Raw genomic sequence first — 13,194 nt, forward strand, 5'->3', positions numbered from 1 at the left:
CAATTAATAATTCACAATTGATAATTCATAATTAAAAAAATGTTTGCCAGTAAACAACCCAATATAGGAACAACGATTTTCACAAAGATGTCGGCTTTGGCAACTGAGGAGGGAGCATTGAATTTATCTCAAGGCTTTCCGGGATTTGATTGTGACCCAGTCTTGCAAGATTTATTGGCACATTATTCCAAGGGACACAACCAATATGCCCCTATGGCGGGAATCCCAGAATTGCGAAATAGCATTGCTGAAAAGACTAAATTGGTATATGATGTCAACTTGTCGCCGATAAGTGAAATTACGGTAGTTTCCGGGGCAACAGAGGCATTGTTTGCTGCCATTCATTGCTGTGTTCATCCGGGAGATGAGGTGATTATGTTTGACCCTTCCTATGATGCCTATGACCCTATTGTCAGGCTAGCAGGAGGTGTCCCAATCCATTTAACTTTAAAGACAGAAAATGGGTTTCGAATTGATTTTGAAGAACTAGCTAGAGCCATAACACCGAAGACCCGTGCCATTTATGTAAATACACCACATAATCCTACGGGAGCAATTTGGGAAATGGAAGATTTAAATTCCTTGGCAGAAATTCTCAAAGGAACAGCTATTTTATTGGTTTCTGATGAAGTATATGAACACATTGTGTTCGACGGCAAACAACATGCAAGTGTATTGTTGCATCCAGAATTACGCAAAAGAAGTTTTGTTTGTGGTTCTTTTGGAAAGACCTATCACATTACAGGTTGGAAAATGGGCTATTGTTTAGCGCCAGAATATCTTACAGCAGAATTCAGAAAATTACATCAATGGGTAACTTTTTCTAGTGCTACTCCCTTACAATGGGCCTTGACAGATATGCTCAAAATGCCAAAATATTGGCAAGAACTATCTTCTTTTTACCAACAAAAAAGAGATTTATTTGCAAAGGCTTTAAAAGGAAGTAAATTTAGATTGTTACCAAGCCAAGGCAGTTTTTTCCAATGTGTAGATTATTCTGAAATTAGTCAAGAATTCGACCAAGACTTAGCGGTTCGATTGACCAAAGAAATCAAAGTAGCATCTATTCCTATTTCGGTATTTTACGAACAACCGCCAGAGCAAAGAATTTTAAGATTCTGCTTTGCCAAAACAGATGATGTGTTGATTGAAGCAGCAAATCGTTTAAGTAAGCTATAAAAAAAAGACCCATAGAAATATGGGTCTTTTTTTTTAAATAATATAAGATTACTCGGCAGACTCAGCTTTCTTAGTAGTCTTTTTTGCTTTTGGAGCTTTTTCTTCAGCAACTTCAACAGCTGGAGCAGCTTCTGCTACAACTTCTGCTTTAGGAGCAGCAGCCTTTTTTGCAGGAGCCTTAGGAGCTGGAGCAACTGCTACTGGAGCAGCATCTGCAGAGATAACCTCTACAAAAGAACGGCCTTTGAAACCTTTTTTGAAAGCCACAACACCATCTGCTAATGCAAATAATGTGTGATCCTTACCAATACCTACGTTTTTACCAGGATTGTGTGCAGTACCACGCTGACGAACGATGATGTTTCCAGCGATAACTGTTTGTCCTCCGAATAACTTAACACCTAATCGCTTACTATGCGACTCACGACCGTTTTTTGACGAACCGACCCCTTTTTTGTGTGCCATTTCTTTTTCTTATTTATGTCTATTAGACTAGTTAAACCTTATTTTACGTTGATCGCCTCAATCATGATTTTAGTTAAATCCTGACGGTGACCATTCATTTTTTGATAGCTCTTTCTACGCTTCTTCTTGAAAACAAGAACTTTTTCGCCACGAACGTGAGCTAAAACTTTTGCTTTTACAGTAGCACCTGCAACAGTTGGTGCACCTACGGAAACTTTTCCGTCATTATCAACAAGTAATACCTTGTCGAATACCAGTTCAGCGCCTTCATCTCCAGTTAAACGATGTGTGAAGATGTAACGGTCTTTTTCTACTTTGAATTGCTGACCGGCAATTTCTACGATTGCGTACATTTTAATACAGTTTTTGTGAAACAATCCCACGAGGCCAGAACTTTATCTTTACAAAAGCCTTTTAAATGGGGATGCGAATTTACAAAGAAATTTTATTATTCACAAACTAGACTTGCAAATTTAAATTAAATCTTTAAACAGGCAATGATACTCCTCAAGCATCTCATCTAATTGTAAGCATATTTCTGAACTGAGGTCTGGAACATTTCTTCTTGTAAAAATATCCATAGGAATGCCCTGCTTTTGCAAACAATATTTTGCAGCTCTTGGATAAGCCTGATGCATCAAGGAAAAATGCTTCCAAAAAAAGCCTTCTACTTGCAGTGCACGTGGGTGTTCAAAATTTCCATGCAACCAAGTTATTAAGCTTGGGAAATAATTACCTTGAATGCAAGTTAGGCCGGAAGCTCCAGCCCGCAAACTTTCCCGAGAATTTCCTAAATAGGCTTCATAAATCCCTAAAGATGTTTCTTTGCACATCTCAACTCGACTAGAAAGGCTTTCCAAAGACAAGGAAGTATCCTTGAAATAAACAAATCGATTCTTAGAAATTAAATATTGCAGTGTTTCTTTTGGAACAAGTCGCTTATAAGGAACAGGACATTCATAAATCCCCAGAGGAACATCAGGGAATCGAATTTGAAACTCTTCTAATTTTTCAATCAGATAGGCTTCAGAATCGTCCTCGTGAGACAAAACATTATTTAAAACCACAATGACATCAACTCCAACCTCCACTAATTTTGTGGAAAATCGAACCATTTCAGCCAAATCGCCTTGAATTGTGCCAACAGCTAAAATAGGAACTCGTTTATTCGTTACCCTAACAACAGTTTGAACTACGGCTAAAGCCTCCGCTTCGGATAATTCAAACATCTCAGAAGACAAACAATTGGCAAACAAAGCCACTGCCCCGTTATCAATATACCAATTAGTCAACTTTTCTAAGCATGGAAAATCAATCTGACCCGCTTTGGTAAATGGGGTTAACATAACTGGAATAAATCCCTTGATTGGCCAATTATTCATTTTTCCCGAATTTATGTAATAACCAAGTAATAATTAGCATGGATCCCGTTCCCAAAACAATTGTCATTTTACTATCGAAGGGCAATTGCAAAGGCTGGGGCAAGGAATCTTTAAAACTCATCCAGGCAATAAGGATAACGGAAAGGCAAAGCGCCAATTTAACCTTATTAGATTTCAAATTTTTGAGCAGGAATCCAATTAAAAACAAACCCAACATTCCAGCTGCAAAAATTCCGGAGAGTTTCCACCAAATGTCCAACAAACTTTTGACACCAATCATCCCAATTCCAAAACCCATGCCCAAAATACCCATTCCCAAAGTACTTAATTGCAAAATTCTGATTTGTTTTTTAGAATCAGCTTGGGGTTGAACATAACGCAAATAAACATCTTTTAAAAAAACAGTCGCTGAGCTATTCATTCCAGAACTCATGGTGCTCATGGCAGCGGAAAGAAGTGCCGCTACTAAAAGCCCTAAAAAACCTTTAGGTATTTGGGTTTTAAGAAAGAATGGCAAGACTCGATCGCCAAAATCGCTTTCCTTCAGTTGAGATATTGCAATTCCTTTTTCTGCACCGACTTGTTGTTTTAGTTCCAAAATTAATTCAGGATAAGTTTGGTAATACACAAAAAGAGCAGTACCAATAAAGAAAAATAATGCAGAAACAGGAACATAATAAATAGCGCACAACCAAATACTTTTTTGTGCTTCTTGGGTGCTATTGGCAGAGTGATACCTTTGAATGTAATTTTGATCCACTCCAAAGTTGGTCAGGTTGATGAAAAATCCATACAAAAAAATGACCCAAAAGGAGCTCGTACTAAAATCTAGGTCAAAGGATCCTAATGCAAATTTTCCCTTTTCATGGCCTATTTGAGCAATTGAATCCATTGAAACTTTTTGAAGAATAATCCATAAAATTAAAATGGCCCCAAAAGTTTTAATAATCGCTTGTAGTACCTCCGTCCAAATCACGGCTGACATTCCACCTAAAATCGTGTAAAAAATAATACATATCCCGGCAAGGATAATAATCAAACGCATATCATAACCTGTCAATGCATTCACGGTAAGGGCCACTCCATAAAATATGGTTCCCATGCGTGCCAATTGGGTAAGTACAAAGCATAACATAGAGTAGGTTCTTGCCCAAGAGCCTATTTGATGTTCCAAATGGGTATAGGCTGAAATTTCGCCAGAATTCCTGTAAAATTTTACAAAATATTTGGAAGCTACAAAAGAGGCAAATGGGATAGATATACTAAAAACGAAGGGATTCCAATTGCTTCCAAACGATTTTCCTGGATCACCTAAAAAGGTAATTACCGACAAAAAAGTAGCGTAAAAACTCAAACCTAATGCCCAACCGGGTATCGCCTCCGCGGTAACTGAGAAAGAATTGGAAGATTTATTTTTAAATGAAAAATATACCCCAATGCCAATCATGGCCAACAAATAAATAACAATTATAGATAAATCTAAGCCGTTCATTTGCCTAAATCAATTACAACATGTTTAATAAGCTTTCTTTTCCAAGTATAAGAAATATGAATTTTACCATCTCTGGTTTGAATGACAGCGGGGTAGGAAAACTCCATTTTGGGTTCAGATTCTAAAACTGCTATTTCCTTCCAATGCGCTGCATCATCTGAAATAGAAACATTTAAAGGAGAGCGTTTCCCGCCCCATTCCATTGATTCTTTTGTCACATGATTATACACCAAAATATGTTTACCGTTTTTTAAGGTAAGTGCATCGGTCCCTGAATTTGGATTGGGCAAATCTGTTGCAACTAATGGCGACCAAGTCTTTCCCTTGTCCTTTGAAATAGAAGATAAAATAAACCCATTTTTGCTTCTGCATAAAATTTTCAAATCGCCATTTGGCAAAAATAAAATGCTTGGCTGAATGGCTGAAAACTCTTTCCCATCGTTAATTGCATTGGTTTTAGTCCAGGTTTTACCCCAATCTTTGGTCATTTCAAAATGAACCTTCCATCCGTCATCTTCGGAACTTGTAGGACAAAGCAAAGTGCCATCTGAAAGTAATTCGGGTTTATTTTTGATTGGTCCATAAATTCCTTGAGGTAATTTTTCTGCTGCAGACCAGGTTTTGCCTCCATCAAATGACCGCTTCAATTCCCCCCACCATTCGGAAGGACTAGGCCCAACCTTATAAAAAAGAATTAGCTCTTTGTTCGGTACTTGAAATAAAACAGGATTCCATGTCGGATATCTTTCTGTTGAACTAATTACACCATTAGCAACCTCTACAGGATCCGTCCATTTTTCACCAATTTTTCGAGCAACCCATATTCCTACATCTTTATTTCTTTCGGCCGTACCACCAAACCATGCGCAAACTAAAGCATCAGGAGTTTCTGCTAAGGTTGAGGCATGACAAGAAGGAAAAGGGGCTTTTTCGTATACAAATTCTGATTGAATATTTTGAGCAAACGACGAAAATGCAACAAGTACAAAGGCTAAAATGCCTAATTTTTTCATAAGTAAATAGATTGACAACTCAATATAGAAAAAATTATTACCTTTGAAAAATTAACCACTAATTAATCCATCATGAAGAAAATATTATTTTCAGCATTAATTATTTCTATTTTTTCCTGCAAAAGTACAACAGAGGAACCTATCCCAAATGAATACTTAAATTTGCCAGCAAATCCTTTCGACTATTCGAGTACCAATTTGCCAAGTAATTTATTGGCAGAGTTAAAAATTAGAGACAATACACCATCTGATAACCAAATCTCAAATCATACGGCAACCTTGGGAAGAGTATTATTTTATGATAAAAACTTGTCGATAAACAATACCATAAGCTGTGCCAGTTGTCACAAACAAACATTATCCTTTTCCGATACCACTCAATTTAGTCAAGGTTTTGAAGGGAAATTAACATCAAAGCATACAATGCGTTTGATAAACATTCGTTTTTTTGAACAAAAAACTATGTTTTGGGACAACAGGGCGGCAAGTTTAGAACACCAGGCAACTCAACCTATTAGCAACTCGATTGAAATGGGTTTAAGTTTGAAATCTGCCATAGCAAAAATCAGTAAGCTTCCTTACTATCCTACCCTATTCAAAAATGCATTTGGAAATGAAACCATCGACTCTATAAGAATTACAAAAGCATTAGCTCAATTTGTCAGATCAATTGTTACCACCAATTCAAAATATGATTTGGTAAAAGCTGGGAAAGATAAATATACAGCAAGCGAAGCAAGAGGAGATTCTTTGTTCTTTAATATCCCGGTTCAAAATGGGATTTTTTGTAACAATTGCCACACTGCACCTGCATTTTTCCCAGTAAACAATGTGATATCTAGAAACAGTAAACTGAATGCCCAATTTAAAACCGTAGAATCTGAATTGGGTAATTTCAAATTCGGGACCTTAAGAAATACAGGAAACATGCTTCGTTTTTTGCATGATGGAAGCTATCGTACATTAGATGACTTATTCAGCGGAGATGTCCTTTTTCACTCTATTCCAGCAAAGCAGGATCGACAAGATTTAATCAATTTCATTAAAACCTTAGATGACCCTAGTTTAGCAACAGAAGTTAAATTTAGTAATCCATTTAAAAAATAAATCAACCTACAATTGATTGCGTAAATGAAACAATATCCTTTTTAAGGTCTTTAGATTTTGACAACAACTTCACAAAAGCAGATCCAATAATTGCCCCAGATGCATGTTTAGAGGCCTTCAAAAAGGATTCCTTATCCGAAATACCAAATCCAATTAATCTTGGATTCTTTAAATTCATACCTGCAATACGCTGAAAATATGCCTCTTGCTCTTCAGAAATTCCTGTTTTTGCGCCGGTTGTGCTTGCTGAAGAAACCATGTAAATAAATCCATGACTGTGCTCGTCGATATACCGAATACGCTCATCACTCGTCTGTGGGGTAATTAAGAATATATTGTATAATCCGTATTGATCAAAAATGGATTTATATTCCTCCAAATATTCAACCATAGGAAGGTCTGGCAAAATCAAGCCATCTATGCCCACTTCAGCACATTTTTGGCAAAATTTTTCTATGCCAAACTGTAAAACTGGATTCACATAACCCATTAAAATTACCGGCGTTTGAACCTCTTTTCGCAAATCTTTCAATTGCTCAAATAATTTTGCAACCGACATCCCATGGTCCAAAGAAACCTGATTTGCCATTTGAATCGTTTCTCCATCTGCAACCGGATCTGAATAGGGCATTCCAATTTCAATAATATCTGCTCCCCCCTCAGAAAGAGCCTTTATTACGGTCATGGTGTCATCAAAATTAGGAAAACCCGCTGTGGCATAAATGTTTAATACAGGTCCTTTTGCCTCCCTAAATACTTTGTCTATTCTGTTCATCCCTATATCAAGTTCAAACGTTTCATATATGTTCCTAAATCCTTATCTCCTCTTCCCGACAAATTAATTACTACAATTTCATCCTTTTTAGCCTTCAAATGTGGCAAAACCGCCAATGCATGTGAAGATTCCAATGCAGGAATAATTCCTTCTAATTGACTCAATTCTAATGCGGAGGTTAAAGCTTCGTCGTCTTCAATGGCAAAGAATTGAGCTCTACCTGTTTTAAACAAATGCGCATGCATGGGTCCAATGCCAGGGTAATCTAGTCCGGCCGAAATAGAATAGGGCTCCACCACCTGACCATCTTCTGTTTGCATCAACAAGCTTCTACTGCCATGTAAAACTCCTTCTTTACCAAGAAATGTAGTTGCAGCCGAATGTCCAGAGGCAACCCCTTGGCCTGCAGCCTCAGCTGCAATTAATTTAGTTTCTGGGGCATCCAAAAAATGGTAAAATGCTCCAGCCGCATTTGAACCACCGCCTACACATGCAATTACATAATCTGGATTTTCTTTCCCTTCTTTCTCCTTCAACTGCCACTTAATTTCTTCAGAAATAACTGATTGAAAACGTGCCACCATGTCCGGGTAAGGATGTGGACCCACCACTGAACCAATAATGTAATGCGTATCCACCGGGTTGTTGATCCAATGGCGCATAGCCTCATTCGTCGCATCTTTCAATGTTTTGGAACCACTTTGTGCTGCTACCACCGTTGCTCCCAACATACGCATTCGAGCTACATTTGGCGCTTGTCGCTCAATATCAATGGCACCCATATAAACGATACACTCTAAACCCATCAATGCACAAACCGTTGCGGTGGCAACACCATGCTGACCAGCTCCAGTTTCGGCTACAATTTTATTCTTTCCCAAACGCTTCGCCATCAAAATCTGCCCAATGGTATTATTTACCTTGTGCGCACCCGTGTGACATAAATCTTCACGTTTTAAGTATATATTGGTTTGGTATTTTTCAGATAAACGGTTGGCTTTAAATAATGGCGTTGGTCGACCCACATAGTCACGCAATAAGTCATGAAACTCCTTTTGAAAAGAAGGTTCTTGCATAATTTGCAAGTAATTCAATCTTAATTCTTCCACATTTGGATACAACATTTCAGGGATAAATGCTCCCCCAAAATCTCCATAATATCCTTTTTCGTTTACGTTAAATTTCATATCAATTATATTTTTACCGCCCCCGGCGCTTTGCGCCACTCCCTCCTTGCGAAGGAGGGGGCTGGGGGAGGTCTACTTTAATTTCTCGCTCACTCGGCTCACTTTACTCACTATCTTCACCCCCGGACTAAGCTCCAACTTACTATTAAAATCCAGCACTTCAATTGGATATTTTTTACTTATTGTTAGGGCTTCTTGAAGGTTATTTTCATCCAAGCCACCTGCCAAAATCAAGGGAACATTTAACTTATAATTTTCCAAGATATTCCAATCAAACCGTTCACCAGTCCCACCGACCTCTTTTCCCTTTTTCGTATCAAACAGAAAATAATCAGGTAAATTTACAAACTTATTCACTTCATCAACATCCGCCCTTGTAGCAACTGAAAGTGCTTTTATTACTTTCAGACCAGCTTTATGTAAGGTATCAATTTCATCATCTCCTTCCTCACCATGTAGTTGCACCCATGTAAATCCAGCTGATTTTGACAATTCTATAATTTTATCAACTTTTTCATTCACAAATACCCCCACTTTCTGAATATGATTCGGAATGGTTGCAGGAATTACATAATCCTCCCCCACATATCTTGGTGATTTTTTGGCCCAAATAAAGCCCATAAAATCTGGATTTACTTGTGCTACCTCCTCACAATTTTTACTTTCTCGCATGCCACACACCTTCCATTTCATCTTTTAATTAGCTAAAAATGATCGTAATGACTCTCCTGGAGAATCAGTTTTCATAAAGCTTTCTCCAATTAAAAATCCTTTATAACCATAATCCTTCAATTCTCTGATAATCGCAGCACTTGAAATACAGCTTTCAGAGATTTTGATAAAATTAGATGGGATTTTATCTGATAGGTATTTTGAAGCCTCTACATTTTGCTCAGCAAAGTTTTTCAAATTACGGTTATTAACTCCAACCAATGAAATATAATCACCTAGGCTTCTATTTAATTCCTCCTCATCATGGACCTCCAATAGCGTCTCCATCCCTAAGGAACGGGCCAAAGTACCTAAGGTTTTTATTTCATCAGGACTTAAAGCAGCTGCTATCAATAAAATCACATCGGCCCCCATCGATTTTGCCTCAACAACCTGGTATTCATCTACCATAAAGTCCTTTCGAAGCATGGGAGTAAAAGGATTTGCAACGCGAGCTTCTTCAAAATCTTTCCGTGTGCCACCAAAAAATGGCTCATCTGTTAAAACTGATAATCCAGCTGCTCCAGCATTTACATAAGCGGAAGTTACTTCCGCAGGACTTAATTTATCGTTGATAATACCTTTTGAAGGCGATTTACGCTTATATTCTGAAATTATTCCTGAACTACTTGGCTCTACCAAAGAAAGACAAAGAGATTGGCAGGTTCTAGCAAAATATCCAGACTTTTCCAATTCTTTTACAGAAACTTGCTCTTTAGAAAGGGCTATTTCCTTCTTTTTCTCAACAATTATTTGATCTAAAATAGTCATCTTAATCCATGATAAATTTCTTGAATGCTTGGAAGGCCTTTCCACTTTCCAAAGATTCTTTCGCAAATGCTATACCATCTTGCAAGGTACCTGCCTTTTGAGCCACCCATAGTGCTGCACCTGCATTTGCTAAGACCGCATTTGTTTGGGCTTCTGTTCCTTCTCTTTGCAAAATCTTATACATTATATCTGCAGAATGCTCAACAGTTGATCCTCCAGATAGTTGTTCTGCCGAAGCTATGCCTAAGCCAAGATCGTGTGCCTCATAATCGGAACGACCTGCATTCGTTGCCAATCGAAATCCACTTGTAAGCGAAATTTCATCGTATCCATCTTCTCCAAAAACAATCCCAAATTGCTTTCCACTCTCTTTAAAAAATTCATGGTACAAATCGAATACCTCAGCAGAATAAACTCCTGTCAATTGCTTATTAACTTTAGCTGGATTCAATAAAGGTCCTAATAAATTAAAGAAAGTTTTCATCCCTAACTCTTTTCGAATTGGACCCACAAAACGCATTGCTGGATGAAACAAGGGAGCATGTAAAAAACATATTCCTGCATTTTCCATTTTACGTTTCAAATAGGATTCGTCGTTTTTAAATTTTATTCCTAAAAATTCTAAGACCGTTGAGGAGCCTACAGCAGAAGAAACACCATGATTTCCGTGCTTAGCAATTTTTTGGCCAGCCCCAACCACTACAAAACTTGAAGTTGTACTAATATTGAATGTGTCTTTCCCATCACCACCCGTTCCACAAACGTCCATAGCATCAAACTCTGACAAATCTACTGTAACTGCCAATTCCAACATAGCGTCTACAAATCCCTTCAATTCTTGAACTTGAATTGGGTGGTACCAGTAACTTGATAAAAAAGCGGCAATTTGACTTGGATTTATTTCTCCCCTTCCAATTCGCAAAACGATTTCTTTTGCAGATTGCTCGTCTAAGGAAATACCATCAATTCTACTTTTTAATATATTTTTCATTTCTTATTTCATCCAATTTTTAATCATTTGCAATCCATGCTGCGTCAAATATGCTTCTGGGTGGAATTGCACCCCACGAACATCATATTTTTCATGTGCCTCTGCCAAAACAAATCCCTTATCATCTAGGGCAGTCACCTTTAATCCTGAAGGCATCGTTTCAGGCAAAACTGTCCACGAATGATATCTACACACCTCAAAACGCGAAGGAATACCTTGAAATAACAACTCATTGGGGTCAGAAACAACACACTCCGTGGTTACACCATGCAACACTTCTCCCATATTTGAAAGGCTTGCCCCAAAAGATTCAGCAATTGCCTGATGTCCTAAACAAACACCAAAAATGCGTTTGCTCGACTTATATTCGTTCAATAAGTCCAACATAATACCGGCTTCAGAAGGAATTCCTGGACCGGGAGACAATAAAATATGATCAAATTTCTTGACCTCTTCCAAGGTAATTTTATCATTTCTGTGAACTTCTACTTCACAGCCAATTTCCTTTAACAAATACACTAAATTGTACACAAAGGAATCGTAATTATCGACAACTAAAACCTTTTTCATTTTCCTTTATTTTAAATTTTGTGCAACATCCAAGGCCCTTTTCAAAGCCGCTAATTTATTATGAATTTCTTGCATTTCGCTATCCACATTCGACTTAGCCACAACACCCATACCAGCTTGATAGAACAAGGTTTTTCCTTTACTCAAAAATGTTCGAATGGCGATGGCATGATTGAAATTCCCATCAAAGTCCATAAATCCAATCGCACCACCATAAATGTGACGATTTGTAGGTTCAAGACGATTTATGATAGTCATGGCATTGTGCTTAGGCGCCCCACTCAAAGTACCAGCAGGGAAAGTATCCGCAACCAATTGAAGAGGATTTACGCCTTTATGCATTTTACCTGTCACCTTTGAAACCAAATGAATCACATGCGAGAAAAATTGTACTTCTTTAAAAGTTTCTACCTTTACCTCATCGGCACTTTTACTTAAATCGTTTCTTGCCAAATCGACCAACATCACATGTTCAGCGGTTTCCTTGGGATCTTCGGTCAATGCCTTGGCCAATTCCGCATCTTTTTCATCATCTCCAGAGCGTCTAAAGGTGCCAGCTATCGGATGAATCTCAGCTAAGCCTTTGTCAATTTTGATTTGTTTTTCTGGAGAAGCTCCAAAAATTCGGTAATTTTCGTAATCAAAATAGAACATATAAGGAGAAGGATTTACCGAGCGAAGCGCGCGATAAACTTGAAAATCGTCTCCCTTAAAATCCTGTGAAAATCTTCTTGAAGGTACTATTTGGAATACATCTCCACGCAAACAATGTTTGATACAGGTATTTACGATAACCCTTATTTGATCATCTGTTAAATTTGTTTTCTCTTCTCCAACCATAGAAAATGGCTCAACTGCATTTTGAGGGCCATTCAACAATTGATTCACAAAATCCAAATTAGGTTCAGAACCATCATAACTATGTGCATAGCAAGTCATTTGGTTGTTAAAATGATTGATGGCAATCACATATTTGTACACCAAATATTTAATGGAAGGTATTTCAGTTTCAGTATTTTTTGATTGAATTTGAATATCCTCAAAATACTGCACGGCATCATAGGATATGTGTCCAAACAAACCATTAGCCATTGGCGAATCCCCAGTTTGAATTTGAAATTCAAATCGGTCTGCAAAATTTTTGAGCGCTTGAACAGCCAATTTTTTGTTTTCTAAAACAAATTCCTCTTGAGTGCCATCAGGCAGCACCTGAGTAACTTTTGAGTCATTTAATTCAAAGCTTGCTATGGGATTAAAGGCAATGTGAGAAAATCCGTGTTCTCTGCCATGGTAATCGGCACTTTCGAGAATTACAGAATTTTTAAAATTGTGACGAACACGCAAAAACACTGCTACGGGAGTGAGGGTATCGGCCAACAATTGTTGGCGGCTCGTTTTTACTGGAAATGTATGTACAGTTGACATATTTATTTGGAAAAGATAAAACAAAAAGGCTTACTGTGAACAGCAAGCCTTTTGTATATATCAAAACACACAGCAATACTGCTCACAAGGGATTTTATCCTTGCCACCAGTTAGTATTGCGTGCAT

Annotated in this window: 13 protein-coding genes and 1 pseudogene; 2 read left to right on the plus strand and 12 right to left on the minus strand. The window is 37.8% G+C overall.

Annotated elements, in window-relative coordinates:
* Positions 1-39: 39 nt before the first annotated feature.
* The gene (locus EOJ36_RS05540; protein ID WP_127803185.1) at positions 40-1,179 is read left to right on the plus strand and encodes a methionine aminotransferase; all 1,140 of its coding nucleotides are present in this window, start codon (positions 40-42) and stop codon (positions 1,177-1,179) included.
* Between the two features lie 207 nt (positions 1,180-1,386).
* Here the strand turns inward: EOJ36_RS05540 and rpmA are convergent.
* The 5 genes and pseudogenes from rpmA to EOJ36_RS05565 form a co-directional block, all read right to left on the minus strand.
* Positions 1,387-1,644: pseudogene (gene rpmA, locus EOJ36_RS12060) on the minus strand (50S ribosomal protein L27); the annotation flags it as partial.
* 38 nt (positions 1,645-1,682) lie between these two features.
* Entirely contained in the window at positions 1,683-1,997 is a 315-nt protein-coding gene (gene rplU, locus EOJ36_RS05550; protein WP_127803189.1) for a 50S ribosomal protein L21, read from the minus strand.
* 120 nt (positions 1,998-2,117) lie between these two features.
* Positions 2,118-3,026 (minus strand): dihydrodipicolinate synthase family protein, encoded by a 909-nt coding sequence (locus EOJ36_RS05555; RefSeq protein ID WP_127803191.1) that lies wholly within the window; start codon positions 3,024-3,026, stop codon positions 2,118-2,120.
* Positions 3,019-4,518, minus strand: a complete 1,500-nt coding sequence (locus EOJ36_RS05560; RefSeq protein ID WP_127803193.1) for a sodium:solute symporter family transporter — start codon at positions 4,516-4,518, stop codon at positions 3,019-3,021. Before EOJ36_RS05560 ends, EOJ36_RS05555 begins: the two co-directional genes overlap by 8 nt.
* Positions 4,515-5,531 (minus strand): sialidase family protein, encoded by a 1,017-nt coding sequence (locus EOJ36_RS05565; RefSeq protein WP_127803195.1) that lies wholly within the window; start codon positions 5,529-5,531, stop codon positions 4,515-4,517. The genes EOJ36_RS05560 and EOJ36_RS05565 overlap by 4 nt, the downstream gene beginning before the upstream one ends.
* Before the next feature lie 72 nt (positions 5,532-5,603).
* On the opposite strand from EOJ36_RS05565, the gene EOJ36_RS05570 reads away from it, so the two are divergent.
* A complete protein-coding gene (locus EOJ36_RS05570; protein ID WP_127803197.1) occupies positions 5,604-6,638 on the plus strand; it encodes a cytochrome-c peroxidase in 1,035 nt (344 codons plus the stop codon).
* A gap of 1 nt (position 6,639) precedes the next feature.
* Here the strand turns inward: EOJ36_RS05570 and trpA are convergent, their stop codons facing one another.
* The 7 genes from trpA to EOJ36_RS05605 form a co-directional block, all read right to left on the minus strand.
* Positions 6,640-7,413 (minus strand): tryptophan synthase subunit alpha, encoded by a 774-nt coding sequence (gene trpA / locus EOJ36_RS05575; protein WP_127803199.1) that lies wholly within the window; start codon positions 7,411-7,413, stop codon positions 6,640-6,642.
* A gap of 2 nt (positions 7,414-7,415) precedes the next feature.
* The gene (gene trpB, locus EOJ36_RS05580; protein WP_127803201.1) at positions 7,416-8,600 is read right to left on the minus strand and encodes a tryptophan synthase subunit beta; all 1,185 of its coding nucleotides are present in this window, start codon (positions 8,598-8,600) and stop codon (positions 7,416-7,418) included.
* A 72-nt stretch (positions 8,601-8,672) separates the two neighbouring features.
* Positions 8,673-9,272, minus strand: coding sequence for a phosphoribosylanthranilate isomerase (locus tag EOJ36_RS05585; RefSeq protein WP_164847852.1), 600 nt, complete (start codon positions 9,270-9,272; stop codon positions 8,673-8,675).
* A 24-nt stretch (positions 9,273-9,296) separates the two neighbouring features.
* Entirely contained in the window at positions 9,297-10,082 is a 786-nt protein-coding gene (gene trpC / locus EOJ36_RS05590) for an indole-3-glycerol phosphate synthase TrpC (RefSeq protein ID WP_127803205.1), read from the minus strand.
* Between the two features lies 1 nt (position 10,083).
* Entirely contained in the window at positions 10,084-11,073 is a 990-nt protein-coding gene (gene trpD / locus EOJ36_RS05595) for an anthranilate phosphoribosyltransferase (protein WP_127803207.1), read from the minus strand.
* Between the two features lie 3 nt (positions 11,074-11,076).
* On the minus strand, positions 11,077-11,643 hold the full coding sequence (locus EOJ36_RS05600) for an anthranilate synthase component II (protein WP_127803208.1): 567 nt from the start codon (positions 11,641-11,643) through the stop codon (positions 11,077-11,079).
* A gap of 6 nt (positions 11,644-11,649) precedes the next feature.
* On the minus strand, positions 11,650-13,068 hold the full coding sequence (locus tag EOJ36_RS05605; protein ID WP_127803210.1) for an anthranilate synthase component I family protein: 1,419 nt from the start codon (positions 13,066-13,068) through the stop codon (positions 11,650-11,652).
* Positions 13,069-13,194 lie beyond the last annotated feature (126 nt).

Origin of the sequence: Sandaracinomonas limnophila (genome assembly GCF_004005965.1) — a bacterium.
GTDB classification, from domain to species: domain Bacteria; phylum Bacteroidota; class Bacteroidia; order Cytophagales; family Spirosomataceae; genus Sandaracinomonas; species Sandaracinomonas limnophila.

Bases quoted from the DNA above. Each gene is read 5' to 3' on its own strand.
- EOJ36_RS05585 (WP_164847852.1), bottom strand. From the start codon at position 9,272: ATGCGAGAAAGTAAAAATTGTGAGGAGGTAGCACAAGTAAATCCAGAT.
- EOJ36_RS05570 (WP_127803197.1), top strand. From the start codon at position 5,604: ATGAAGAAAATATTATTTTCAGCATTAATTATTTCTATTTTTTCCTGC.
- rplU (WP_127803189.1), bottom strand. From the start codon at position 1,997: ATGTACGCAATCGTAGAAATTGCCGGTCAGCAATTCAAAGTAGAAAAA.
- trpA (WP_127803199.1), bottom strand. From the start codon at position 7,413: ATGAACAGAATAGACAAAGTATTTAGGGAGGCAAAAGGACCTGTATTA.
- EOJ36_RS05560 (WP_127803193.1), bottom strand. From the start codon at position 4,518: ATGAACGGCTTAGATTTATCTATAATTGTTATTTATTTGTTGGCCATG.
- EOJ36_RS05540 (WP_127803185.1), top strand. From the start codon at position 40: ATGTTTGCCAGTAAACAACCCAATATAGGAACAACGATTTTCACAAAG.
- trpB (WP_127803201.1), bottom strand. From the start codon at position 8,600: ATGAAATTTAACGTAAACGAAAAAGGATATTATGGAGATTTTGGGGGA.
- trpD (WP_127803207.1), bottom strand. From the start codon at position 11,073: ATGAAAAATATATTAAAAAGTAGAATTGATGGTATTTCCTTAGACGAG.
- trpC (WP_127803205.1), bottom strand. From the start codon at position 10,082: ATGACTATTTTAGATCAAATAATTGTTGAGAAAAAGAAGGAAATAGCC.
- EOJ36_RS05565 (WP_127803195.1), bottom strand. From the start codon at position 5,531: ATGAAAAAATTAGGCATTTTAGCCTTTGTACTTGTTGCATTTTCGTCG.
- EOJ36_RS05600 (WP_127803208.1), bottom strand. From the start codon at position 11,643: ATGAAAAAGGTTTTAGTTGTCGATAATTACGATTCCTTTGTGTACAAT.
- EOJ36_RS05605 (WP_127803210.1), bottom strand. From the start codon at position 13,068: ATGTCAACTGTACATACATTTCCAGTAAAAACGAGCCGCCAACAATTG.
- EOJ36_RS05555 (WP_127803191.1), bottom strand. From the start codon at position 3,026: ATGAATAATTGGCCAATCAAGGGATTTATTCCAGTTATGTTAACCCCA.